General features: G+C 62.6%; 20 protein-coding genes and 1 pseudogene. 12 read left to right on the forward strand and 9 right to left on the reverse strand.

Annotation, left to right across the window (positions count from 1 at the left end; translation table 11 throughout):
- Window positions 1–22 precede the first annotated feature (22 nt).
- The gene (locus AC0NIE_RS19165; RefSeq protein ID WP_473486527.1) at window positions 23–943 is read right to left on the reverse strand and encodes a sugar kinase; all 921 of its coding nucleotides are present in this window, start codon (window positions 941–943) and stop codon (window positions 23–25) included.
- Between the two features lie 210 nt (window positions 944–1,153).
- Between AC0NIE_RS19165 and AC0NIE_RS19170 the strand changes: the two genes are divergently transcribed.
- The gene (locus tag AC0NIE_RS19170; protein ID WP_473486627.1) at window positions 1,154–1,603 is read left to right on the forward strand and encodes a FixH family protein; all 450 of its coding nucleotides are present in this window, start codon (window positions 1,154–1,156) and stop codon (window positions 1,601–1,603) included.
- A 13-nt stretch (window positions 1,604–1,616) separates the two neighbouring features.
- Window positions 1,617–2,819, forward strand: a complete 1,203-nt coding sequence (locus AC0NIE_RS19175; RefSeq protein WP_473486526.1) for a cytochrome-c peroxidase — start codon at window positions 1,617–1,619, stop codon at window positions 2,817–2,819.
- Between the two features lie 238 nt (window positions 2,820–3,057).
- Here AC0NIE_RS19175 and AC0NIE_RS19180 read toward each other — a convergent pair whose 3' ends face one another.
- Window positions 3,058–3,510 (reverse strand): Lrp/AsnC family transcriptional regulator, encoded by a 453-nt coding sequence (locus AC0NIE_RS19180; protein ID WP_123150538.1) that lies wholly within the window; start codon window positions 3,508–3,510, stop codon window positions 3,058–3,060.
- Between the two features lie 162 nt (window positions 3,511–3,672).
- Between AC0NIE_RS19180 and putA the strand changes: the two genes are divergently transcribed.
- Window positions 3,673–7,284, forward strand: coding sequence for a bifunctional proline dehydrogenase/L-glutamate gamma-semialdehyde dehydrogenase PutA (gene putA, locus AC0NIE_RS19185; RefSeq protein ID WP_473486525.1), 3,612 nt, complete (start codon window positions 3,673–3,675; stop codon window positions 7,282–7,284).
- 108 nt (window positions 7,285–7,392) lie between these two features.
- On the opposite strand, the gene hmuQ is transcribed toward putA, so the two are convergent.
- From hmuQ to AC0NIE_RS19205, 4 genes and pseudogenes are all read right to left on the reverse strand, one after another.
- On the reverse strand, window positions 7,393–7,707 hold the full coding sequence (gene hmuQ / locus AC0NIE_RS19190) for a heme-degrading protein HmuQ (RefSeq protein ID WP_473486524.1): 315 nt from the start codon (window positions 7,705–7,707) through the stop codon (window positions 7,393–7,395).
- Window positions 7,708–7,768: 61 nt separating this feature from the next.
- Window positions 7,769–8,794 carry a TonB family protein gene (locus tag AC0NIE_RS19195; protein ID WP_473486523.1) on the reverse strand — a complete coding sequence of 342 codons (1,026 nt, stop codon included), beginning with the start codon at window positions 8,792–8,794 and terminating at the stop codon, window positions 7,769–7,771.
- 64 nt (window positions 8,795–8,858) lie between these two features.
- Window positions 8,859–9,302, reverse strand: coding sequence for a hypothetical protein (locus tag AC0NIE_RS19200; protein WP_473486522.1), 444 nt, complete (start codon window positions 9,300–9,302; stop codon window positions 8,859–8,861).
- 5 nt (window positions 9,303–9,307) lie between these two features.
- A pseudogene (locus tag AC0NIE_RS19205) lies at window positions 9,308–11,589 on the reverse strand (TonB-dependent hemoglobin/transferrin/lactoferrin family receptor).
- 154 nt (window positions 11,590–11,743) lie between these two features.
- Between AC0NIE_RS19205 and hemP the strand changes: the two are divergent.
- From hemP to AC0NIE_RS19230, 5 genes are read left to right on the forward strand one after another with little or no spacing between them, the layout of a single operon-like run.
- A complete protein-coding gene (gene hemP, locus AC0NIE_RS19210; RefSeq protein WP_095486642.1) occupies window positions 11,744–11,950 on the forward strand; it encodes a hemin uptake protein HemP in 207 nt (68 codons plus the stop codon).
- Window positions 11,951–11,960: 10 nt separating this feature from the next.
- Window positions 11,961–13,022 carry a hemin-degrading factor gene (locus AC0NIE_RS19215; RefSeq protein ID WP_473486521.1) on the forward strand — a complete coding sequence of 354 codons (1,062 nt, stop codon included), beginning with the start codon at window positions 11,961–11,963 and terminating at the stop codon, window positions 13,020–13,022.
- 11 nt (window positions 13,023–13,033) lie between these two features.
- Window positions 13,034–13,942, forward strand: coding sequence for a heme/hemin ABC transporter substrate-binding protein (locus AC0NIE_RS19220; RefSeq protein ID WP_473486520.1), 909 nt, complete (start codon window positions 13,034–13,036; stop codon window positions 13,940–13,942).
- An 11-nt stretch (window positions 13,943–13,953) separates the two neighbouring features.
- Window positions 13,954–15,054, forward strand: a complete 1,101-nt coding sequence (locus tag AC0NIE_RS19225; RefSeq protein ID WP_473486519.1) for a FecCD family ABC transporter permease — start codon at window positions 13,954–13,956, stop codon at window positions 15,052–15,054.
- Between the two features lie 44 nt (window positions 15,055–15,098).
- Entirely contained in the window at window positions 15,099–15,887 is a 789-nt protein-coding gene (locus AC0NIE_RS19230) for a heme ABC transporter ATP-binding protein (protein ID WP_473486518.1), read from the forward strand.
- Window positions 15,888–16,061: 174 nt separating this feature from the next.
- Here the strand turns inward: AC0NIE_RS19230 and rirA are convergent, their stop codons facing one another.
- Window positions 16,062–16,523, reverse strand: coding sequence for an iron-responsive transcriptional regulator RirA (gene rirA, locus AC0NIE_RS19235; RefSeq protein ID WP_473486517.1), 462 nt, complete (start codon window positions 16,521–16,523; stop codon window positions 16,062–16,064).
- A 527-nt stretch (window positions 16,524–17,050) separates the two neighbouring features.
- Here rirA and AC0NIE_RS19240 point away from each other — a divergent pair.
- From AC0NIE_RS19240 to AC0NIE_RS19250, 3 genes are all read left to right on the forward strand, one after another.
- Window positions 17,051–17,314, forward strand: coding sequence for a DUF5132 domain-containing protein (locus AC0NIE_RS19240; RefSeq protein ID WP_095494486.1), 264 nt, complete (start codon window positions 17,051–17,053; stop codon window positions 17,312–17,314).
- Between the two features lie 119 nt (window positions 17,315–17,433).
- Window positions 17,434–17,754: a DUF5132 domain-containing protein gene (locus AC0NIE_RS19245; protein ID WP_473486516.1), complete on the forward strand. Its 321-nt coding sequence runs from the start codon at window positions 17,434–17,436 to the stop codon at window positions 17,752–17,754.
- A 333-nt stretch (window positions 17,755–18,087) separates the two neighbouring features.
- Window positions 18,088–20,922 carry a cation-translocating P-type ATPase gene (locus AC0NIE_RS19250; RefSeq protein WP_473486515.1) on the forward strand — a complete coding sequence of 945 codons (2,835 nt, stop codon included), beginning with the start codon at window positions 18,088–18,090 and terminating at the stop codon, window positions 20,920–20,922.
- A 15-nt stretch (window positions 20,923–20,937) separates the two neighbouring features.
- Here the strand turns inward: AC0NIE_RS19250 and AC0NIE_RS19255 are convergent, their stop codons facing one another.
- Window positions 20,938–21,489 carry an HMA2 domain-containing protein gene (locus AC0NIE_RS19255; RefSeq protein ID WP_473486514.1) on the reverse strand — a complete coding sequence of 184 codons (552 nt, stop codon included), beginning with the start codon at window positions 21,487–21,489 and terminating at the stop codon, window positions 20,938–20,940.
- A gap of 45 nt (window positions 21,490–21,534) precedes the next feature.
- The gene (locus AC0NIE_RS19260; protein WP_473486513.1) at window positions 21,535–22,827 is read right to left on the reverse strand and encodes a DUF445 domain-containing protein; all 1,293 of its coding nucleotides are present in this window, start codon (window positions 22,825–22,827) and stop codon (window positions 21,535–21,537) included.
- Between the two features lie 144 nt (window positions 22,828–22,971).
- Here AC0NIE_RS19260 and AC0NIE_RS19265 point away from each other — a divergent pair, with 144 nt between their 5' ends.
- The gene (locus AC0NIE_RS19265; protein ID WP_473486512.1) at window positions 22,972–23,598 is read left to right on the forward strand and encodes a hypothetical protein; all 627 of its coding nucleotides are present in this window, start codon (window positions 22,972–22,974) and stop codon (window positions 23,596–23,598) included.
- Window positions 23,599–23,616 lie beyond the last annotated feature (18 nt).

Genomic DNA, 23,616 nt, shown 5'->3' on the forward strand with positions numbered 1-23,616 from the left:
GCAAGCTTTTGCGCGACATGCATTAAACTTCGAACGCCGCCCTTAACGTCTCGAATGGCGCCAGCGCGCCGCGCACCTGGACGACAGCTGCGGCGACGCGATGCGCGCGCAGCACAGCCTCGGTCGGGAGATGGCCGGCAAGCCGGGCGGCGAGATAGGCGCCATTGAAGGAATCGCCGGCGCCGGTCGTGTCGACGGGGGCGGCGACATGCACGGCCGGAACGGGTTGCGGGGTCCCGTTTGCGGCGATCAGCGCCGGCTCCTCGCCGTTCTTGACGACGACTTCGCCGACCAGCTTTCCCAGCCGTTCCGCGGTTGCTTGCGGCGCTGCGTCGCCGAACAGCATCTGCTCGTCGGGAAAGGTCGGCAGCGCGATGTCGGTGACTGCGAGGGCATCGAGGATCGCGGTCTGCGCTTCCTCGCGCCGGCGCCACAGCCGCGGCCGGTAGTTGGGATCGAAGCCGACAAGCGAACCGGCGGCGCGCGCCTTGGCCACCGCGGTCAGCAGCGTGTTGCGCGCGGCGTCATCCAGAATTGCCAAAGTGATTCCGGAAAAGTAAACAAGCGCCTGATTTTCAAGGCTTTTCGCCAAGGCAGCCGCGTCGGAGGCAAGCTGCCTTGCGGCCGCATCGCCGCGCCAGTAGGTGAAGGAGCGTTCGGCGCCGGTCAGTGTGATCGCATAGAGACCGGGCCGTGCGCCTGTTATGATCGGGCTGGCGCCGATGCCGATGCCGTTTTGCGCAAAGAAACCGATCTGGTCGCGCGAGAACGGATCGTCGCCGAAGGCCGACACATAGGTCGCGGGCCGGTCGCCGCTCAGCGCATGCAGCGCCCACAGCGTATTGAACGTGTCGCCGGCAAAACCCATGCGCCAGTTCGGCCCCGCCTGGCCTGAAAGTTCGAGCATGCATTCACCGATCGAGGCGACGCCGTTTCCTGTCATGAATCTCTCTCCTGATGCATGTCGCCCGAAAGCTTGCGCAGCGGTTTTGGGATAACGACATGCACAAAACCAAGACCCGGTGCTGTAGCTTTTTGTGAGCGGCAGCGCCATGCTTGGCCATGGTGGATTTTTGCGCCAGCGGCGTTTTCTCATGCGGACGGCGGGACGCAAGCTGCGCAGCGAGACGTTATCTCCGGAAGAGGAAACGGTTTGGCATCGTTATGGCGTTATGTTCTGGCAGGTCTTGGTCTGGCTGCCTTGCTGGCCGGCATTCTCGCCGCCGTCTTTCTGACCGCGCCGCAAGCGCCCCGGCTTGCCGGTTCCGAAATTGGCCACTCGAAAAGGACGGCGAACGGATTGTTCGTGGCCAGTTTCGAACCGGAGCGGGGCGTTGTCCGTCAAGGCGAACTGCAATCCTGGCTGCTGACCCTCAAGACAGGTGCGGGAACCCCGGTGGAGGGCGCTGCGATCACGATTTCCGGCGGCATGCCGCAGCACAGGCACGGTCTGCCGACCAGCCCGCATGCGACCGATTATCTGGGCGATGGCCGCTATCGCATCGGCGGGGTGAAATTCACAATGAGCGGATTGTGGCAACTGCATTTCGCCATTTCCGCGGCGGCCGGATCCGACACGGTGGTCTTCAATGTGTTGCTCTGAGCGCTGGAGCAAGATGAGCCGCTTTTCGCGACTTTTTGCGCTGCTGGCGATGACTCTGCTTGCCGGCTGCGGCAAGCCTGAGTTTTCCGATGCCGAAAAGAAGACCATCGCCTCGCTGGCGCTGTCAGCGCTGCCGCCGCTGAAGACCGACACCACCAATCGCTTCGCCGATGTGCCGGCCGCCGCCGCGCTCGGCGCGACGCTGTTCTTCGACGTCGGGCTGAGCGGCGACGGCAAGGTTTCCTGCTCGACCTGCCACAAGATCGACCGGCAGTTCCAGGACGATCTGCCGCGAGCGGTTGGTGTCGGCCGCACCAACCGGCGCACCATGCCGCTGGCCAGCGTTGCGCATGACGCATGGTTCTTCTGGGACGGGCGGCGCGACAGTCTCTGGGCGCAGGCGCTGGCGCCGCTGGAAAATCCGCTGGAGCAGGCCGGCAACCGCGCCGCCTACGCGCACTATATCAAGGCGCGATTCGGCGAGCGCTACGAGCGCATCTTCGGGCCGCTGCCCGACCTTTCAAATGTGCCGGCCAATGCCAGTCCGCTCGGCAGCGATGCCGAGAAGGCTGCCTGGAATGCCATGTCCGATGCGCAAGCCGAGGACGTCAACCGCGTCTTCGCCAATATCGGCAAGGCGATCGCCGCCTTCGAGCGATCGATCGCGCGACCGCAGACGCGCTTCGACCGGTTCGCCGCCGCTTTGGATACCGGTATACAGGCGCCGCAGGGCGACGATGCCTTGTCGCCCGAAGAAATCCTCGGGCTAAAACTGTTCATCGGCAAGGCCAATTGCGTGACGTGCCATACCGGGCCGCGTTTCACCGACGGCGGTTTTCACAGCACCGGCGTGCCGCCGGTGGCGAATCTGCCGCCGGATCGCGGCCGCATAGACGCGGTGGCGCAGGTCGAGGCCGATCCGTTCAACTGTTTCGGCGCGTTTCGCGATGGCGACGCCAGCGCCTGTGGCGAGCTGCGCTTCATGGTCAAGGCCGGACCGGAACTCGTCCGCGCCTACAAGACGCCGTCGCTGCGCGGCGCCGCCACCCGTGCGCCCTACATGCATGCCGGGCAATTTTCCTCGCTCGACGAGGTGGTGGCGCATTATTCGAAAGCGCCGGCCAGTGTCGAGGGTGTATCCGAGGTCCACCCGCTGCAGCTTTCGAACCGCGAGCGCGCGGCGCTGGTGGCGTTTTTGAAGACGCTGGCGGAGTGAGGCACCCAAGGACAAGCTTCTCGGTAGCGATCCTTCGCGCCCCCCTCTGTCCTGCCGGACATCTCCCCCACGAGGGGGGAGATTGGCTGTCCCCTCGGCTTTCGCCAATTTCAACATTCAAGAAAAGGGGCACTGTCGCCGAAGTCGCCGATCTCCCCCCAAGTGGGGGAGATGTCCGGCAGGACAGAGGGGGGCGCTGTCCCGCCGGCATCGAAGGTTCGTTACCGCACCAGCGCGCCTACCGATCCTTCACCGTCTCCATCGCCACGAAGGTCGAGGTCTGGGCGACGTGGGGCAGGGCGGAGATGCGCTCGCCGAGCACGCGGCGGTAGGCGGCGATGTCGGTGGTGCGGACTTTCAGGAGATAGTCGAAGCTCGACGCCATCATGTGGCATTGCTCGATCTCCGGCACCGTCTGCACGGCGCGGTTGAAGGCGTCGAGCGCGGCCGAGCGGGTGTCGGACAATTTCACCTGGACGAAGGCGACATGGCCTTCGCCCATGCGCTCGCGATCGATGATCGCCTGGTAGCCGCGGATAATACCGTCCTTTTCCAGCCGCTTGACCCGCGCCTGCACCGGCGTCTTCGACAGGCCGACCTTGGCCGCGAGTTCCGACATGGAAAGCCGGCCGTCGCTGCCCAGCGCCGACAGGATGTTCCTGTCGATGCGGTCCAATTGGTCTTCGTTCATCGATTCTGTGGTCAAGTTGGCGGAAAATCCGGCCCATGATAGTTCAATCGACCTGCCGTGTCGATTTCTTTGGACCGACCGAAACCACGCTTTGTGCTAGCTTGCGCCATTCGGTCCGGTGACCGCCGGACCGCTCTCTGATGCTCGCTCTACAGGACCGTCATGCCAGCGCTCGATGCCATCCGCCAGCAGATCCGTGCCAATTATTTGCCCGACGAAGACGAGGCGGTGAAGCGGCTGGCCGAAGCGACAGGGCTTTCGGAGAAAGAGCGGAAGGCGATCTCGGCCCGCGCCGCCGATCTGGTGCGGGCGGTGCGCGGCTCGTCCGATCCGCGGTTGATGGAGGTCTTCCTGTCCGCTTACGGCCTCTCCACCAAGGAGGGCGTGGCGCTGATGTGTCTGGCCGAAGCGCTGCTTCGGGTACCCGACACCGAGACCATGGACGACCTCATCGCCGACAAGATCGCGCCGCATGACTGGTCGGCGCATTCGGGCGGCTCGAGCTCGATCTTTGTCAATGCGTCGACCTGGGCGCTGATGCTGACCGGTCGAGTGCTCGAGGAAGGCGAGGACGGCATCGAAGGCACGCTGCGCGCCATGGTGCGCCGGCTGGGCGAGCCGGTCATCCGCAGGGCGGTCGCTGCCGCCATGCGCGAAATGGGCGAGCAGTTCGTGCTCGGCCGCACCATTGCCGAGGCCGTCAAGCGCGGCCGGCCAATGACCCAGAAAGGCTATCTCTATTCCTTCGATATGCTGGGCGAAGCGGCTCGCACCGAGGCCGACGCCTTGCGCTATCTCAAGGCCTATGCCGACGCCATCTCGTCGCTCGATGCCGGCGCCAATGGTCCCGACATCCGACAGAACCACGGCATCTCGGTCAAGCTTTCGGCGCTGCATCCGCGCTATGAAGTGACGCAGAAGGAAAAGATGCTGCCCGTGATGGCCGAGCGGCTTTTGTCGCTGGCGCTGGCGGCACGCCATTCGCGCATGGGCCTCAATGTCGACGCCGAGGAGGCCGACCGCCTCGACCTGTCACTCGACGTAATCGAGCGGGTGCTGGCGGAGCCGGAACTCGCCGGCTGGGACGGTTTTGGCGTTGTCGTCCAGGCCTATGGTCCGCGCGCCGCCTTCGTCATCGACTGGCTCTATGCGCTGGCGAAGAAGCACGACCGCACCATCATGGTGCGGCTGGTCAAGGGCGCCTATTGGGACACCGAGATCAAGCGGGCGCAGGCGCTCGGGCTCGACGGCTATCCGGTGTTCACCCGCAAGGCCAACACCGACGTGTCCTACCTCGCCTGCGCGAAAAAGCTGCTGTCGATGACCGACCGCATCTATCCGCAATTCGCCACCCACAACGCCCACACCGTCGCCGCCATCCTGTCGATGGCCGGGGATCGTGACTCCTTCGAGTTCCAGCGCCTGCACGGCATGGGCGAGGCGCTGCACGAGACGGCGCGGCGGGCCGAGGGTACGCGCTGCCGCATCTATGCGCCGGTCGGCGCCCATTCCGACCTGCTTGCCTATCTGGTCCGCCGGCTGCTTGAAAACGGCGCCAATTCTTCCTTCGTCCACCAGCTCACCGACGAGGAGGTCGAGCCGGAGGATATTGCTCGCGACCCGCTCGAAACGGTCGAGAAACAGGGTCCCGCCGCCAATCCGGCGATCCCCAGCCCGTCGGCGATCTTCGGTCCTGCCCGCCGCAACTCGAAGGGGTTCGACATCACCGATCCGCTGACGCTGGCCGCGATCGACAAGGCGAAGACCGAGTTTGCCGGCCCGGACCGCTGGCACGCCAAGCCAATCACCCGGGCCGCCGGCTATGGCAAACAGCGTCCGGTGGTCAATCCGGCAAAGCCCGACGAGGTGGTCGGCACGGTCAGCGAGGCCACCGCCAAGCAGGTCGCGACCGCCGTGCGCATCGCGGTGGAGGCACAGCCGACATGGGCAAAACGCCCTGTCGCCGAGCGCGCCGCCATCCTCAACCGCGCCGCCGACCTCTATGAGGCCAATGCCGTCGAATTCTTCGCGCTCGCCAGCCGCGAGGCCGGCAAATCGCTGGCCGACGGTGTCGCCGAAGTGCGCGAAGCGGTCGACTTCTTGCGCTATTATGCCGCCGAAGCTGCCAATGCCGAACCCGGCACGGAAGCGCGCGGCGCGATCGCCTGCATCTCGCCATGGAATTTTCCGCTCGCCATCTTCACCGGGCAGATCGCGGCAGCACTCGTGACCGGCAATTCGGTCATCGCCAAGCCGGCCGAACAGACGCCGCTGATCGCCTTCCGCGCGGTCGAATTGCTGCGCGAAGCCGGTGTGCCGGAAGACGTCATCCAGCTTCTGCCCGGCGACGGCCCCTCGGTCGGTGGCCCACTGACCGCCGACCCACGCATTGCCGGCGTCTGCTTCACCGGCTCGACCGAGGTCGCCAAGCTGATCGAAAAGCAACTGGCCGAGACTGCAGCGCCCGATGCCATGCTGATCGCCGAGACCGGCGGGTTGAATGCCATGATCGTCGATTCCACCGCGCTTCCCGAACAAGCGGTTCGCGACATCCTTGCCTCGGCCTTCCAGAGTGCCGGCCAGCGCTGCTCGGCCCTGCGTGTGCTCTATGTGCAGAAGGACGTCGAGAAGAAGATGCTGGAGATGCTGAAGGGCGCGATGGAAGCGCTCAGCCTCGGCGACCCCTGGCGGATTTCGACCGATGTCGGCCCGGTCATCGACGACGAGGCACAAAAATCGATCCGCGACTATTGCACTGACATGGGCCTGCAGGGCCGGCTGATCGCCAAGCTCGAAACGCCGAAGGATGGCCGCTTCGTGGCGCCGCATGTCTTCCGGGTCAAGGGCATCGAGGACATGGAGCGCGAGGTGTTCGGGCCGGTGCTGCACGTCTCCAGCTTCGACGCCGACGATATCGACGGGGTCATCGCCGCGATCAACCGCAAGGGTTATGGCCTGACCTTCGGCCTGCACACCCGCATCGAAGGCCGCGCCCAGCATTTCGTCGACGGCATCCATGCCGGCAACATCTATGTCAACCGCAACCAGATCGGCGCCGTCGTCGGCTCGCAGCCGTTCGGCGGCGAAGGGCTTTCCGGCACCGGACCGAAGGCCGGCGGGCCGCACTATCTCAGGCGGTTCCGCAAGGGGCCGCAGGCGGGCACGCCTATACTTGACGGCCGCAAGGTGACGGCGACCGAACTCGCCGACAATCTGCCGGACCCGGCGCTGGGCGGCTGGTCGACGCGGGCGGACCGGGTGGCGGTGCTGAGGAAGCATTTGCGCGGCAAGGGTGCTGCGGCCATCGGTGCCGCCGCCAGCATCGATTTCGGCCAGGTCGATTTGCCCGGACCGACCGGCGAGGCCAACACGCTGTCGCTGTCGCCGCGCGGCCGCGTGCTCTGCCTCGGACCGGATGCCGACACGCTGCTTGCCCAGACCATCCAGGCGCTGGCGGCCGGCAATGCGGTGCTGGCCGTCGCGCCCGGCGCGCCAGCGGCACTGTCGCCGCTGACCGGCAAGGGCCTGCCGCTGGCGGCCATTGACGGCCGGCCCGACCCGGTCGAGGCACGCGCGCTGCGTGTCGATGTCGTCGCCTTTTCCGGCACGCCCGAGGCCGCGCGTATCGTGCGCAAGGTGATCGCCGACCGCGCCGGCCCGATCGTGCCGCTGGTCAGCGAAGTGCTCAACCCGGCGACCTATGCACATGAGCGCGCCGTCTGCGTCGACACCACGGCTGCGGGCGGCAATGCCAGCCTTTTGGCCGCGGCGTGAAGGTCGGCCAGGGCTCGCTCATCGCGGGCAGGAGATTGGCGAATGCCGAGGTGACAGCCAATCTCCCCCACAAGGGGGGAGATTGGCAGCTTCGCCGACGGCGCCTACTTACGCGCCCTCGACGACCGAAAAGCCCTCGAACTGCGGATGGCCGAGATAGTGCACCTTGGTGGAGCCGGCGTTGCGGTGCGCGGCGCGGAAGTTCTCGGATTTGGTCCAGGCGACAAAATCCTCATGCCTCGCCCACACCGTGTGCGAGGCGAACAGCGTGTAGCCTTCGGCCTCGTTGACTGGGCCGCGCAGCAGATGAAATTCCTTGAAACCCTTCATCTCCGAAAGGCTCGAATCACGGTTCTTCCAGACGTCCTCGAAGGCTTCCTCTGAGCCGTTCTGGACCTTGAAGCGGTTCATCGCGATGTACATTGGTTGTCCTTTCGGGATTGGCGAACTGTGACCGTAGATGGAAACGACGAGGCGAAGATCCTCAAAACGGACCGATCGCGCCTGTAAACACCAGGTTGTTGCCGACCTTTGTCGGGATGGGAGGGAAGGGAGCTGCCTTCCGCACGATGCCAAGTACGGCCTGATCGAAATCTTCCGAACCAGAGCTCTCTAGGATGCGCAGCTCATTGATGCCGCCACGACTGCCAATGACGAATGTGACAACGGCATTGTTGCGTGCGGCTGCTTGCACCGACGGCGGGACGCCGCGATTGACACGGCTGAGCTTTCTTATGACGTCGCTGCGGTAGCTGGATTCCGCTGCGATACCTGCTTCATTTTGTTTCCTGCCCTTACTCGCCGCCTGAGCAGAGCGGTCCTGGCCATCTGCCGTGCCGCGCTTCTCATCAGCTTCGCTTGTTCCTGAAGGGGGCATTGCGGGGCTTGGCCTGGCGCTGGGGATCGGCGGCTGCCCGGCAAACGCAGCAGGCGCCTCGGTGCTTTCTGTCTGAACGGTTGGCTGTGCTGGCGTCTTCGGGACCACACTCTGGTCATCGGGGGCCCTAGACACCAATATGTCTGGGATGGCCGCCGACTGTTTGGCTGCTTCCGGCAGAGGCTCAAGGGGCTGCTTCGTTACTTCCTTGGTGGGCTGAGGAGGCTTTGTTGGCGGCACCGGCTTCTGGGCCTTTGCCGCCGCTGGTTTCGGCTGCGGGTTCGGCACCAATGTGACCTTGATTGCCGGCGTTTCCCGATCCAGCGCGCTGCCAACCACGTTGGCGCCCGATTGATCGCTGCCTTCCGACTGAGTGGCATCCTGGAAGTCAAATGTCCCGGCCGGCGAGAAGAGGAAAACTGCCGCCACGGCGGCGTGGAGGAGGCAGGATGTGACAATCGCCAGCGCCCACTTGCGGTTCCGGGCAAATGGCGGCGCCTGTGCCAGCAGCTCGGCCGGTGCTATGAACAGCTCGCCGCCGGCGTTAGCGAGGGGACTGACTTCCCGCATGTCGCGGAACGGAAACTGCCGCGACCCGCTTGTCAAATCAAGATCATTTGCTCCCGGCGGCAAGAGGCCGGCCAGCGGCCATGCAAGTGTGTTTCGTGCGGGTGCGGGCTCCAGTCCCACCGTCTTTTCAGACCCCGAAGGCGATGCCGGTCTTGGTCTCGGTCTTCAGTCCACGCATGCAAGCGTCCGGCTGGATGCCGGTGCCGGCGCATTCGGTCGCGCTGTTGATCAGCACGCGGCTGACCTTGGCGCAGTCGGCGCCGGCAAGATCGAAACGCGTCACCTTGGTCTTGCCCGCCGGCAGGTCCTTGAAGTCGAGCACGGTCAGCCGGTCGACGACGCCGGCCTCGTTGAACAGCGCGATCTCGAACGCCGCCTTCGAGAGGTCGGCGCCGAGCGTGTTGTTGACCACGAAGGTCAGACGGCAGCCCTTGTCGGAGGGTTGTGCGCCATTGAGTTCAAGCGTGAGAGCAGGGGCCGGCGCGGACTGTTGCGCCCACGCCGGACCCAGCACAAGCGGCATCGCCAGCACCGAGGTCAGCAGGCGAAGCGATGCCGTCAAGCGTTTCATTGTCGTCAGCCTCCAAACCGCATTGTCGCCGCCAGCTTGAGCGTGACGCCGGGCTCGTAAATTACACTCGTGGCCGATGCATTCAACGGGTTGGTGTATTTGACGTCGAACAAATTGTCGGCGCGGAAATCGACCTTGAAATTGTCGGTCGCCTGGTAGCTGGCGAAGGCGTTGACCAGCGTGTAGTCCTTGGCCACTGGATTGCCCTTCGGCTTGCCATTGTACTGCACCTCGCCGCCGACAGTCAGCTTGTCCTCCAGAAAGCGGAAGCCGACTTGCGCGGTGACCTGGGAAGAGGGGACGGTGACGAGGTCCGCGCGGTCGCCGTCATAGGAGATGGTGTGGCCATCGATGATCGACGCCGAAAGCCCGGCGAAACCACAGCTGGCGTCATAGATGCCTTCCATTTCGAAGCCGCGGATCTTGGCTTTGCAAAATTCTGGTACTGGAAGCAGATCGGGATGCCGGGGCCGAACGGGCAGCCGCTGGTCGGATCGAAGGCCGACAGAGTGACGCCGTCGATGTAGTCTTCGACGTCGTTGTTGAAGTAGGCCGCCTTGAAACGAAACGCGTCGCCGGCTTCGACGATGTCGTCCTGCTTGTAGTTGATACCGAATTCGACGGTCTTGCCGGTTTCAGGCTTCAGATCGGGATTGGGGAGAAACGGAAAGCTGACGCCTGCCGGATGGTTGCCACTGATGAGGGTTTCCGACAGCGACGGGGAGCGATATCCCTCCGCATAGGTGCCGTAGAATTGCAGTCCCGAAAGGCTGGCGGTTTCGAACGGCGAGACGCCGACAGTGATGCGCGGCGACAGCCGATCGCCGGAGGTTTCGCCGACATCGCTTTCGAGCTTGTAGCTGTCGTAGCGCAGGCCGGCGATAATTTCGAGCCAGTCCCAGGTGAGCTTGTCCTGGATGTAGGCGCCGGAAACGTTTCGCTTGCCCGAAGGGGTATAGAAACTGTCGCCGCCTGCGGCGCCACCCGTCTCGACGTCGTCGCCAATCCAGTCGCCACCATAGGTCAGCTCGTGCGCAATGCCGGCGGTCTCGAACCGCGAGGTGTTCCAGATGTCGATGCCCGAAGTGCCGACATCGAAAGTCGACATCGAACCCGCCGGCAGGACGATGGGAAGACCGGTGACTGGATCAAACCGGTTTTGCGAAACGAGGCTTGTCATCTCCATTTTGGTCTTGTTGTAGGAGCCGTTGACGTGGAGATCGAGCCAGCTTTTGTCCTCATCGGTGATGTTGTAGCGCGCCGTGAAGGTATTCGCCTCCAGGCCGACGTCATTCACCGGCGTGCCGCCGCTGACTTCGTTCCAGCCGTCGCTCGTGCCGTTCCAGCCCAGTTTTAGTTCGCTGTTTTCGCTGGGGCGGATGGTCGTCTTGAGAAGGCCGCTTAAAACGTCGAAGCCGGTGCCGTTCACCGTATCGCCGCCGCCATCCTTGTAGTCGTCATAGTCGCGGTAGACGATGTTGCCGAGGACATCCCAGTTATCATTGAAACGGTAGGCGCCGGCAGCACTGGTCGTCCAGCCTTCGCCATTGGTCTCGTAGCCCCCGGTCGCGGATGCCGCCCATGTCTCACCGTCGCGAAGAAAGTCGTCCGCGTCCTTGGTCTCGAACAAGACGACGCCGCCAATGGCGCCCGAGCCGTAGGTGTTGGCGACCGGGCCGCGGATGACATCGACGGAGTTGACGAGTTCCGGGTCGATATAGAAGGTCGATTGCGTGCCGTGGTCGGAGCGCTGGAAATTCTGCCGCGCACCGTCGACGATCACCGCGACACGGCCGAAGTCCTGCAGGCCACGGATGTTGATGCTGGAGCTGACGCGCCTTGCGTCTGACTGGACCGCTACACCCGGCACACCGAACAGCATTTCGTTAGGCGTCGTCGCCATGCGGCGTTCCAATTGCTCCTGATCGACATGGCTGGCCGAAGCCAGGGAATCGATCGCCGTCTCGCCGGTGCGGCTGATGACCAGGATCTGGTCGAGCAGCGTCGCGCCTACCGGGGCCGGCACAGCCTCTTCAGGCGTCTGCGCTTGTTCGGCCTGCTGCTGGTCTGTTGCTGGTTGGGCGGCCTGTTGAGTATTGGCCGACTGAGCATTGGCCGACGGGGTGAGCAGCACGATCGCTGCAGCACCTGCCAGCAATGCGGCTATTCCCCTTTGCCATCGATCGATGCGCCGGACCTCGATGCGCCAGACCCAGCCGTCCCCAATTCGCCAACCCCATGCCCCAACTCCAAAATTCCAGGTTCGATGCTGGCTGGCTTGGCGCATGCTGGCATTTTTCGTCGTGTCCGGCGTCTTAAATCTTGACTAATTTAGTCCGGTATTGCACTGACTAATAAACATGATTATTCAAGTCAAGAAATGAATCGGCATCTACGCAACGCCTAGCCAGACGCCCGGCCCAGGAAAGGAATCGAACCAGATGAACACGCACAATCCCAGTGACTTTCGCTATCGCGTCCGCCGTTCCGACGACAATTCAGCTCGTTTCGATCGGGTTCCGTTGACGGTGAGAACCCTGTCCAGCAACACGCTGTTCCAGGGCGAGCACGAGATCGGCATCGAGCATCACGGAGCGCTCTATCGGCTGAAGATCACCCGCCAGGGCAAGCTCATCCTCAACAAGTAGGTAGTAAGATATGGACCAGCGCGTAAAGCCCACGCCGCACGAGATCCGGCGGGCGCGGGCAGACAATCCGAGGACGCGCGAGCGCGATCTCGCCGCCGAGCTCGGCATTTCGGAGGCCGAGCTGGTCGCCGCACATTGCGGCGACGGCGTCGTCCGCGTCGAGCCGCGCGTCAACGATCTTCTTACCGGCCTCGAGGCCGTCGGCGAGGTCATGGCGCTGACCCGCAACGAAAGCGCTGTGCACGAGAAGATCGGCGTCTACGACAAAGTCGTCACCGGCAACCACAATGCGATGGTGCTTGGCGAGAACATCGACCTACGCATCTTCCCGAAAGTCTGGGCGCACGGCTTTGCCGTCGAACAGCGCGACGGCGGCGATATCAGGCGCAGTCTGCAGTTCTTCGACGCGTCAGGCGAGCCGGTGCACAAGGTGCATCTGCGGCTCGCGTCCAACCTCTATTCCTATCAGAAGCTGGTGGCAGAACTCGAATCGCCGAACCAGGAGCCGACCGTTGCGATTTCAGAAGGCGGATTTGCCGACGAGGCCGAGACTTCCGACGCTTCCGCTGATGTCGACGATCTGCGCGACCGCTGGAGCCGGCTGACCGATGTGCATCAGTTCTTCGGCATGCTGAAGACGCTGAAGCTCGACCGCCGCCAGGCGATGCGCATGGTCGGCCAGGATTACGCCTGGCTGCTCGACAACGATGCCGTGAACGCCATGTTTCATCACGCCGCCGAGGGTGAGATGCCGATCATGTGCTTTGTCGGCAATCGCGGCTGCATCCAGATCCATTCGGGCCCGATCAAGTCGATCAAGCCGATGGGGCCATGGATTAACGTGCTGGATGAGACTTTCCGCCTGCATCTGCGAACCGACCACATCCAAGAGGTCTGGGCCGTGCGCAAGCCGACCAAGGACGGCCATGTCACGTCTCTCGAAGCCTATGGCGCCGACGGCAAGATGATCATCCAGTTCTTCGGCAAGCGCCATGAAGGCGAAAGCGAACGCGAGGACTGGCGGTTTCTGGCAGAGAACCTGCCGCGCATTCCAAGTCCGACCGCAGCCTGAGGACAACGACAATGGCTCCTTTGCTTAAACGGGCGGGTGTTTTCAGAATGGCGCTTGGGGCCGCGATCGGCCTTTCCCTGGCCTTTGCCGCATTGCTGCCGGCCCGTGCCACCGATGGCACGGAGGTCTTTGCGGACCCGTCGAAGATTGCGGCCATCGGCGGCTCGATCACCGAGATCGTCTTTGCGCTCGGCGAGCAGGATCGGCTGGTCGCTCGCGATTCGACCAGCCGCTATCCCGAGGCGGCGCTCAAGCTGCCTGACGTCGGCTACATGCGCCAGTTGTCGCCGGAAGGTGTGCTGTCGGTCAATCCGTCGGGCATCCTGGCACTGCACGGCAGCGGGCCGAAGGAAACCGTCGATGTGCTGAAGAAGACGAGCATCCCGTTCATCGAGGTGCCCGAGCGCTACGACCATGAAGGCATTCTCGAAAAGATCCGCATCGTCGGCAAGGCGCTTGGCGCCGACGCCAAGGCCGATGCGCTGGCAGCCGAGATCGATGCCAAGCTGAAGGCCGCCGAAAAGCAGACCGTTTCGATCAAGGACCGCAAGCGCGTCCTGTTCGTGCTGTCGATGCAGGGCGGCAAGATCCTCGCTTCCGGCAGCAAGACTGCCGCTGACGGCATCATCAAGCTTTCGGGCGGCGTCAACGCGGTTGACGGCTTCTCCGGCTACAAGCAATTGTCCGACGAGGCTGTTATCACCGCCAAGCCCGACGTGATCCTGATGATGAACAACGCCGGCCCTGCCGCATCGGATGATGAATTGTTCGCGAACCCGGCCATATTGTCGACACCGGCGGGTGCGGCGCGCAAGGTGATCCGCATGGATGGCGGCTATCTGCTCGGCTTCGGGCCGCGCACCGCCGACGTCATCCGCGATCTTGCCGCCTCGCTTTATGGCGGGCAGGCCGCGGACTGAGCGGGCGCCCAATGGTGGATCAATCGATCGCTGGTGCGGGCACTATGGCGGCAGCATCCGACGGTGACCGTTCGGGGCGTGCGCGTATCGCCATCCTGCTCTTGTGCCTGGGGCTTGCCGTTGCCGTCCTGTTGTCGCTGACCTCAGGCGCATCCGATGCCTCGGCCGTCAGCGTCGTTGGCGACTGGCTGTTGGGTGCAGCACCCGGCAGCGAGGCGCTGAGCGCGCGCGACCGCCTGATCGTCTACGATATCCGCCTGCCGCGCGTCACCCTCGGTGTGCTGATCGGCGCAGCGCTTGCCGTCTCCGGCGCGGTGATGCAAGGGCTGTTCCGCAATCCGCTGGCAGATCCCGGTCTCATCGGTGTTTCGGCGGGAGCGAGCCTCGGCGCGGTGGCCGTCATCGTGCTTGGCGCCACGGTGCTGGCGCCGGTAATTGCGGTGCTGGGCACACTCGCCCTGCCGCTGGCGGCGTTCTGCGGCGGGCTGGCGACGACATTGGTGCTCTATCAGGTCGCCACCAGGCACGGCCGAACCTCGGTCGCCACCATGCTGCTTGCCGGCATTGCGCTGGCGGCCCTTGCCATGGCGCTGACCGGTATCCTGATCTTCATGGCCGACGACCGGCAGTTGCGCGACCTGACCTTCTGGCAACTCGGCTCGCTCGCCGGCGCGACCTGGCAAAAGATCGGTTCCGTCGGGCCTGTGATCGTGCTGGCGCTGGCGGCGATGCCGTTCCTGGCGCGCGGCCTCAACGCGCTGGCGCTGGGCGAAGCCACCGCCGGCCATCTCGGCATCCCGGTGCAGCGGCTGAAATACACTGCAATTGTCGGCGTTTCGGCGGCGGTCGGGGCATCCGTCGCCGTCAGCGGCGGCATCGGCTTTGTCGGCATCGTCGTGCCGCATCTGCTGCGCCTGGCTATCGGCCCGGACAACCGTTATTTGCTGCCGGCCTCGGCTTTGCTTGGCGCTTGCCTGCTGCTTCTGGCCGATGCCGTCGCCCGCACCATCGTGGCGCCGGCCGAGCTGCCGATCGGCATCGTCACCGCGATCGCCGGCGCTCCCTTCTTCCTCTGGATCCTGCTGCGCAAGCGTGGCGTCATTGACATGTGAGAGGGGGGACCTGTGAGAGGACTTTTCATGATCGAAGTGCGGGCATGATCGAAGCGCGGGATGTCTCGGTGGCGATCGGCGGCAAGCGTATCGTCGCCAATGTCGATTTCGACATACGGCCTGGCGAAATCGCGGCCATCGTCGGCCCCAATGGTTCGGGCAAGACGACTTTCCTGAGGGCGTTGTCCGGCGATCTAGCCTTTTCGGGTGCGGTCACCATCAACGGCCGCGACCTGTCAGGGGTGAAGCCTGTCGAGGCAGCTATGCTGCGCGCCGTGCTGCCGCAGGCGACGACGTTGTCCTTTCCCTTCACGGTGCGCGAGATCGTCAGGCTCGGCCTGCTCGGCGGGCGCTCGGGCGCGCTGCCCGGCGAGGACGAGCGCCTGCCCGAACGGGCGCTGGCGCGGGTCGATCTCGATGGCTTTGCCGGCCGTTTCTACCAGGAGCTTTCGGGCGGCGAACAGCAGCGCGTGCAACTGGCCCGTGTGCTCTGCCAGGTGTGGGCGCCGCTCCTCGACGGCAAACCGCGCTATCTCTTCCTCGACGAGCCGGTTTCCAGCCTCGACATCACGCACCAATTGATCATCATGAACATCGCCCGCGATTTCGCCAGAAGGGGCGGCGGCGTGGTCGCCATCCTGCACGACCTTAATTTGACGGCGATGTATGCCGACCGGATTTTCGTCATGCACCGCGGCAGGCTTGCCGCCACCGGCTCACCGCAGGACGTGCTGAGCGACGATCTGATCGAAAAAGTATTCGATTGCCGGCTGAGGGTCGGCGTGCTGCCGGCCGGAGACATGCCGTTCGTCCTGCCGCAGTCAGCGGCGTAAGTTCCAACTTGCAAGGTCGGCGCTGCCCCTCATCGCCCTGCCGGCCTTTTTGCAACGATGGAGATTGGCGAAACCGTCGATGACATCGTCCCTCTCTCCGTCACTATACGGGGAGAGGATGCCGGCAGGCAGGTGAGGGGCAGCGCAAACGCTCGGAGAGGGTAAAGGGCAAATTCAGGCGGCCGGCGCCTTTTGCACCAGCATGTCGATGCCGAGCAGGTGGCGCACGTTCGGGCGCGCCGCCACCATGTCGGCGATCGTATAGCGCTCGAGCACGGCGAAGAACGCATTGAGCGCCTCGCGCAGCGCCGAATTCAGTGCGCAACTGTCGACCAGCGGACATTCGGCGGCGTCGTTCTCGAAGCATTCGGCCATGGCGAAGCTCTCTTCGGTCACGCGCACGACGTCGAACAGGGTGATCGATTCGGCCGGGCGGCCGAGCCTGACACCGCCGTTCCTGCCGCGCACCGTCTCGACCAGACCATGCTCGACCAAAGGCTGCAGGATCTTGAAAAGAAAAAGTTCAGACACCGAGTAGGCGGCCGCGATCTCCGGGATGCGGCTCAGCCGATCGGTATTCGCGGCGCAATACATCAGGATGCGCATGGCGTAGTTGGTCTGGCGTGTCAGCCGCATTTTGTCCTCACGAAGCAGTAGCTCAGCCCTAATATGGCCCATACCTTGGAATAATTCCAGACAAGCACCGCATAATAGATGAAGTTTTTTGTCAGGTTTGCGTGCGCGGTCGTGCAAGCGACGACCCTGATCTGGCGAGCATTCGGGTGGGCGGATTACTAAATTAAGTCCGCGAGATCGACCAGGAGCAGTTCATCCATGTCACAATCAGCACCGACTTTGGCATCCGTCCGGTTCGATGCCGACGCGGACGCCAAGCTTTCGGCGCTTCGTCGCCACCGTAGCGCTCGCGCTCTGCGTCCTCATTTTTGCCCTCGCCAAGTCTTTCGAGTGCCGCCATGCGTGGCTGGGTTTCGTCGCCGCCCTCGTTGCAGAGACCGTTTTGCAGAGACCGTATTGAATGTAAAAGGAGGGTGACAAATTAATGACAATTTTCGATATTCACGCGGAACCATCCCGGTGGCAAATCGTTGGACCAACCTTACGCGCTCCAGTCGCGTCGAGACAAAGCTCCAAGGAGTAGGGCCATGGCCTTGTTGAAGGGTGGCAATATCGTCACGGGGCTGGCGATTGGCATTGGAGCAGGTGTCATTGCCCCCATGCTTGCGCCTATCCTCAAACCATTTGCCAAATCGGCTATCAAGGCTGGATTGGTGGCTTACGATCAAGCACGAGTTGCCTTCGCCGAACTCAATGAGAGAACCGGCGACGTCATGGCCGAGGCTCGGGCTGAAGTGGAAGAAGCGCGTAAAGCCGCGGCTGAGCAACCGAAATCCGCGGACCAATCCTGACATCCACATGCGGCTGTCGAATTGAAGTCTTGGGGGTCGAGTCTTGGGAGGTTCGCGAGTCTTGGGAGGTTCGTTTGTACCTGTAAGAAGAATGGGGGCACCAACAAGGAGCAAGTTCAATGGCGATACTCGAAGACGCATTTAAAGGCGGCAACTTAGCAACGGGTCTGGCCTTCGGAGTTGGAGCGGCCTTCTTGGCCCCGCTTGCCGTATCCGTGCTGCGTCCTGTTTCGAAAGCGGTCCTCAAGGCCGGTCTGATTGCTTACGACCAAGGCCGAGTTGCCGTTGCTGAGATGAATGAAATGACGTCCGACTTGGTTGCTGAAGCCAGAACAGAGATGGCCGAAGCGACCAAGGAAACGGACAATGGAGGCAGCAGCGAAACCGGCGCGCGTCGCGCCCGTAAGAGCGAAGCTGCAGAAAAGTCTCCTAGCAGCTAAGCATCAATACTCGTCTGAAACGGGTCATGACCGGCGTGAGGGCTTTGCATCACGCCAGGCCATCCACTCGTTGCCTCAAAGGATTCCACCGCGGGCACAGTCGTTTTGCCCAGCAAGCTCTTGCGGTGGAGTTCGGTACAACAGTCAGCTCAAGGGTGCCGTGGGATGCATGCCGAGTCGGGGAATCCCGAGTCGTCCAATAGTCGCAGCGCCGTGTCCATTACCCGGATCCATACATCAGTCCCGGGTCGGGCCAGGCTGAAAATCGGCGGATTGCAAGGCTCAAGTTCAGTCAAGACTCTGCTGGAGCGGGGAGGCTACGCGGCGCCTGGCGTGTCCAGCATCACCGCCAGCGATCTGACCGGAAATGTCGTCGTCCAATTTGACGTGACGTCAGGCCTTGATTCCATCATCGACTATCTCGCAGCTTTATTGCGAGGTGAGATCATCGCACCGGGCGAGATGCCCGATGCCGGGCCGGAGTGGCATACGCTTTCGCCAAAACAATCGTGTTTCAAGCTGGAGGCTTCGGCAGACGCCGGTCTGCCGGGAGATGAAGCTCTGCGGCGGTTGGCAAGCACCGGCCCCAACATCCTCGAAAACATTCAGCCACGGTCGCGCGCGAGCATTCTTGCGGACCAATTTCAAAGCTTGCCGGTCGCGATGCTTCTTGGTGCCGCATCGGTCTCCATTCTCACCGGCGGCGCATTCGAAGCCGCCGTGATTCTCGCGGTAGTCGGCTTGAATGCCGTCATCGGCTACCAAACCGAAAGCCGTGCGGAACGGACGATCCAAAGTTTGGGAGCGAAGGGGCCCCAAACCGCCCAGATTATGCGCGAAGGCGTCATTGCCACTGTCCCAGTTCAGCAGATCGTTCCCGGGGACGTTCTTACGGTGCAACGGGGAGACGTTGTTCCGGCCGATGCGCGTCTGCTGAATGAGGAGGCTTTGACAATTAGTGAAGCCCTGCTGACGGGCGAAAGCGCACCCATTCAGAAGACTGTGGGTGCTATCGAACGGGTGAACTTGCCTCTTGGGTCCCGTTCAAACATGATCTATCGCGGAACGATCGTGACTGGAGGCGGCGGGCGCGCGGTCGTGGTCGCAACAGGTTCGCTCACGCAAGCGGGACGAATACAGCGGCTGGTCGGCGCAACCTTCGCCCCTGAAACGCCGCTTCAAATGGAGCTCAAGAACCTCGGACAGCGGCTCGGCTGGCTGACATTGGGCACTTGCGCAGTCCTTTTCTCTCTAGGCTGGCTGCGCGGCATCGGTCTTCTCCAGATGGCCCGCTCGGCGATGTCTGTTGCCGTCGCAGCAGTCCCTGAAGGTCTGCCGATGGTGGCGACGACCACCCTTGCTCTTGGCATCGAGAAACTGCGTCGTGAAGGTGTTCTGATCCGCAAGCTGGATGCTGTCGAGACGCTTGCGGCGGCGCGGGTCGTTTGCTTCGACAAGACGGGAACGCTGACCCTCGGCCACATCGATGTCGATACGATCAGGATTGGCGACAACGCCTACTCGATCAATGAGGATTGGGGCGCGCAGAACGCGTTGCGCCATCTGCTGGAAGTGTGCTGCCTGTGCAACGATGCCGAGATTGTTCAGACGGAGGAAGGATTGCGTTTGAACGGCTCGCCTACCGACGGCTGCCTCGTCCAGGCCGCTCTCGACCGTGGCGTGGACGTTACATCTCTGCGTAAGCGCTTTGCACGGATATCCGTGCAGCGCAGGAGCGAAACGTATCGCTTCATGATGACGCAACATGCAATGGAAGATGGGACGCTGACCGCCATGAAAGGGAGCCCGAAGGAGGTCCTGGCGCGTTGCCGCATCGAAACCTTGCCGGACGGCACCGAGCGAGAACTCACTCCGGAACGGCGCGCCGCCATCGGGAAAGTAAATCTCGAAATGGCATCTCAGGCTCTTCGCGTACTGGGTGTCGCGCGTGGACAGGCCACAGGTTCCAAGCCGAATGGGCACAATGGTCGAGATCTTGCCTGGCTCGGGCTTGTTGGGATGGCGGATCAGGTGCGTCCGGGTACCAGCGAACTGCTGAGCCAGCTGCACGAGGCCGGCATTCAGACGATTATGCTCACGGGTGATCAGAAGGCAACGGCGGCTGCCGTTAGCGAGCTTATCGGGCTGAACGGTCGAGGCGAGGTGGAGATTGTCGATGGCGCGGACCTCGAAGACATGTCTTCGGGCGAGCTTGCCCAGACCGCTCGGCGCGCGCATGCGTTCAGTCGGGTCAGCCCGGCGCAAAAGCTGCAAATCGTTCGCTCCCTTCAGGAAGCAGGTGTAACCGTAGCAATGGTTGGTGACGGAGTGAATGACGGCCCTGCGTTGAAGGCTGCAGACGTGGGCGTTGCGATCGGCCAGCAGCAGAGCATGAATGCCGCGAGGGAAATCGCGGATGTCATCATCCACACCGGTAGTCTCGGCGGTCTTGCCACCGCCATCGAAACAGGCCGCACGACCCACCGCAACATTCGGAAGACCATTCGCTACCTGGTCAGCACTAACCTCAGCGAGGTGCTGCTGGTTCTGGCGGGTACTTCGGTCGGCATCGGAGCACCGCTCTCGCCGATGCAGCTCCTCTGGATAAACCTGATCTCGGACGTGCTGCCTGGCATCGGACTGGCGATGGAAGCGCCTGAACCCGACATTCTTCGGCAGGCACCGAAAGAAGACCACACGGCGATATTGCGGCGTGGTGAAATCGGGCGGCTTGCCGCTCAATCTGCGATCATAAGCGGTGGAGCGATGGCGGTGAGCCTTCTCGGCGCCACGCGCTATGGATTGGATTCTCCAATCACGAGGACCATGACTTTCGAAAGCCTGGTGATGGCCCAGCTTCTTCATGCCATCACATCGCGTTCCGATAGGCACAGCATCTTTGATCGCAGCCCGCGACCGCCCAATCGCGCGCTCTCCCTGATCATTGGGGGGTCGATGGCCGTTCAGGCCGGCTGCCTCTTAATACCGTTTTTCAGAAGGCTTCTCGGGATAGCACCGATCACCGGAACAGACGCCATCATTACCCTCGCCGGTGGAACTCTTCCCTTCCTGGCAATGGAATGGATGAAATCGCGACGTGATGCCGCCGACGGCGAGTTGGTCTGGACCCGTGCAAAGGAGCAAACGAACCTTCCGGCACCGGTGTAATTGCAGCCCCCGGCCTTACGCTGCGATCGGCATAGGTTCTTCGACTTGCTCATACGTTACAGTCGGCGATCGATGCGACTGAGGTCGCATCATGGTGCCGACAACCGCACGAAGCACCGGTTCGGCCAGGACCTCTGCCAGTTGGGCAGCAGGATGCCTCGCGAAGACGAGAGGCAGAAACTTTGCCAGCAGGAACACCAGGTCCAGTTCGCGCCCGCTCATGCCGTCAGCCCGACCGTTCGCCACGACGAGCGGATGAAGAGTCGATTCGACCGTCAGATACGGAATGCCGCGGCAGGCAGCCAACGGATCGACACTATTATCGTGCACGATCACCAGGCTTGCGGCCGTGGGATTGACGGTGACGCTGGATATGCCCTCCACGCCGAGAAGCTCTCGCTGCAGATTGGCGAAAAACGCGACCTGATAGCGCGCAGCGGGAATTTTGATCCGTAGACGGCCCGTTGTGCGGTGAACGACACGGGCGGTTTTTTGAACATGCATCTCGATTCGCTCACTTTCATGCCGCCAAGGCGACCATTCGCGAGCGAGATAGGAGATTTTCACAAAAGCTTGATGACAGTCGCAGGCTTTGCTGGGCGGCGCGATTTCTTAGGAAATCGCCCATGTTCCGAGATAGAGGAGGCATCCGACGAGCGCGCCTACAATGGTTCCATTCATGCGGATGTATTGGAGATCGCTCCCGACAACCAGTTCGAGGCGGTCCGATAGAGCTTTCGTGTCCCAGTTCCTGACGACGTCGCTGAAGAAGGAGCTGATCTCGCCGCGCCACGTGACGATATAAAGCGCCAAGCGTTCCAGCGCAGAGTCGAGGTGTTTCTGCATTGCCTCATCGGTCGCAAGCGCCTGTCCGAACAGGGAAAGCCCACGCTGAAGGCTGGCGCGCGTCTTCGACGAGGGCGTTTGCAAATCCTGTAGAGCAAGCTCTGACAGCTCGGTCCAGATTGAACCGAGCCATGCCTGAATGCCGGGATGCTCGAGCAAACGGTTTTTGGCTGCATTTATCTGCTCCCGCTGCTCGGGAGATGTTTGCAGGGTGTGAACAAGGTCCAATATTGCTTTCCGGAATTTCAGCCGCGCGTCACCTTCAGGCTCCTGCAGCTTGTGCAATACTTCGATCACACCTGAAATAAGCGCAGCAGCTATCCGGCGGTCTATGGCTTTCGGAATCCACCAGCGACTGCGTTCCTGCACAAGTTTTTCGATCTGGCCGCTGTTCTCCTGGAGTAATTTTTCGGCAACTTGGATGGCGCGGTCGAATACGACGTCGGCTTCTCCGCTGACCGTCAGCGCATGAAGAACGCGGCCGAGGACAGGCGTAAAGTCGGCTTGCCGAAGCTGCTCGCCAAGCGTGCGATGGGCGAAATTCAGCAGGTCGGGGCTTCCCGCAGATCGGATCAGGTATGGTAGTGCGTCGACAATCGTATCGGCGATCGCATCGGCACTGGAAGGAAGAGCAATCCAGGTGGCGAAGCGGTGTCCGACACCAACGCTGCGCAACTTGGCAAGGACAGTGTCCGCCGTGAGGAAATGCCGCTCTATGAAGCGCCCGAGCGTTGTGGCAATGCGATCCCTGCTGTTCGGGATGATAGCGGTATGCGGAATCGGGACACCTAAAGGGTGGCGAAACAGCGCCGTGACGGCAAACCAGTCCGCCAGCCCCCCGACCAGGCCAGCCTCGGCGCCTGACCGCAGCAGCAATGTGGCGAAGCCCGGATTATCAACCCAATGCGTGCTTACGACGATCGCTGCCATTGAGCCAAGGAGACCGTTGGCGAAGGCGCGGTTGCGACGCTGGCGCCGGATGGCGATTTGGTCGTCCCCGGCGCTCGCGTCAGTGGCTTGTTCGGAGATTGAAAGGGGAGAGGACGAATCTACCGGCATACCGAGACTCCTGTATAATCAGTGAGCAGAGTGCTCTGGTGCAAGACTCCTCGATATGCGAGGCTGAAGGCAATACAAAGGAGTGCGGCGAAAAGACCAGCTGGCATCGGGGGCGCAAACAGGGTTCCAACGAGCAGGCGAGTCATGCTTCCCAAAGCGACAGTCGAACACACCATGCCGGGGCGCCTTCGGGTGAAAGTTTCCGATTTCCGCGGCGACGTGTCCTATTTCCGCTCGGCGATCGAGAAGCTCTCGAACTATCCGGAGATTGCCGGTTTGAGGGCGAACCCGATGACCGGAAGCTTTATCATCGAGCACAAGACGGATTTGCCCTCGATTCGCAAAATTGCGGCCGACGGCGAAGTGTTCGACCTGCAGGAAACATTTTCGCCGCCGCCTCGCCGAGAGCCGCCCGTTCCGAGCGGAGACAAGGCGGACGACAGGAACCCCGCGTTGGAAGGGGGCAGAGCGACCATAATCGGCCTGTTGGGTGGTCTGGCCGCTTACCGGGCGACGCGAGGTTATGGATTGGGTCCCGCCACCGAAAACTTCTGGAATGCGTTCGGTGCGCTACGAATTCTCAAGAATCCATTTATTGCGCTCGTCTTTGGCGGCCTTGGAATTCTGCAATTGACAAGGGGCCGATGGGCGGGATCGGCATCATCCCTCCTCTTCTATGCGTTCGTCGTCAGGCAGCTGTCCGGCTCCAGCCCCGAAATGCAAGCCAGCCAATCGGACGAATCGAAATCCGAAGACCCTCTAGTGTCATGATCGCGTAATTCGTGCGAT

This window comes from Mesorhizobium sp. WSM4842 (assembly GCF_055901575.1).

What these genes read in the sequence shown, in the direction of transcription:
- AC0NIE_RS19180 (WP_123150538.1), bottom strand. Translation starts at nt 3,510, where the DNA reads ATGAACGAAGACCAATTGGACCGCATCGACAGGAACATCCTGTCGGCG.
- AC0NIE_RS19265 (WP_473486512.1), top strand. Translation starts at nt 22,972, where the DNA reads ATGCTTCCCAAAGCGACAGTCGAACACACCATGCCGGGGCGCCTTCGG.
- AC0NIE_RS19175 (WP_473486526.1), top strand. Translation starts at nt 1,617, where the DNA reads ATGAGCCGCTTTTCGCGACTTTTTGCGCTGCTGGCGATGACTCTGCTT.
- hemP (WP_095486642.1), top strand. Translation starts at nt 11,744, where the DNA reads ATGAACACGCACAATCCCAGTGACTTTCGCTATCGCGTCCGCCGTTCC.
- AC0NIE_RS19165 (WP_473486527.1), bottom strand. Translation starts at nt 943, where the DNA reads ATGACAGGAAACGGCGTCGCCTCGATCGGTGAATGCATGCTCGAACTT.
- putA (WP_473486525.1), top strand. Translation starts at nt 3,673, where the DNA reads ATGCCAGCGCTCGATGCCATCCGCCAGCAGATCCGTGCCAATTATTTG.
- rirA (WP_473486517.1), bottom strand. Translation starts at nt 16,523, where the DNA reads ATGCGGCTGACACGCCAGACCAACTACGCCATGCGCATCCTGATGTAT.
- hmuQ (WP_473486524.1), bottom strand. Translation starts at nt 7,707, where the DNA reads ATGTACATCGCGATGAACCGCTTCAAGGTCCAGAACGGCTCAGAGGAA.
- AC0NIE_RS19260 (WP_473486513.1), bottom strand. Translation starts at nt 22,827, where the DNA reads ATGCCGGTAGATTCGTCCTCTCCCCTTTCAATCTCCGAACAAGCCACT.
- AC0NIE_RS19215 (WP_473486521.1), top strand. Translation starts at nt 11,961, where the DNA reads ATGGACCAGCGCGTAAAGCCCACGCCGCACGAGATCCGGCGGGCGCGG.
- AC0NIE_RS19245 (WP_473486516.1), top strand. Translation starts at nt 17,434, where the DNA reads ATGGCGATACTCGAAGACGCATTTAAAGGCGGCAACTTAGCAACGGGT.
- AC0NIE_RS19230 (WP_473486518.1), top strand. Translation starts at nt 15,099, where the DNA reads ATGATCGAAGCGCGGGATGTCTCGGTGGCGATCGGCGGCAAGCGTATC.
- AC0NIE_RS19225 (WP_473486519.1), top strand. Translation starts at nt 13,954, where the DNA reads ATGGTGGATCAATCGATCGCTGGTGCGGGCACTATGGCGGCAGCATCC.
- AC0NIE_RS19200 (WP_473486522.1), bottom strand. Translation starts at nt 9,302, where the DNA reads ATGAAACGCTTGACGGCATCGCTTCGCCTGCTGACCTCGGTGCTGGCG.
- AC0NIE_RS19220 (WP_473486520.1), top strand. Translation starts at nt 13,034, where the DNA reads ATGGCTCCTTTGCTTAAACGGGCGGGTGTTTTCAGAATGGCGCTTGGG.
- AC0NIE_RS19240 (WP_095494486.1), top strand. Translation starts at nt 17,051, where the DNA reads ATGGCCTTGTTGAAGGGTGGCAATATCGTCACGGGGCTGGCGATTGGC.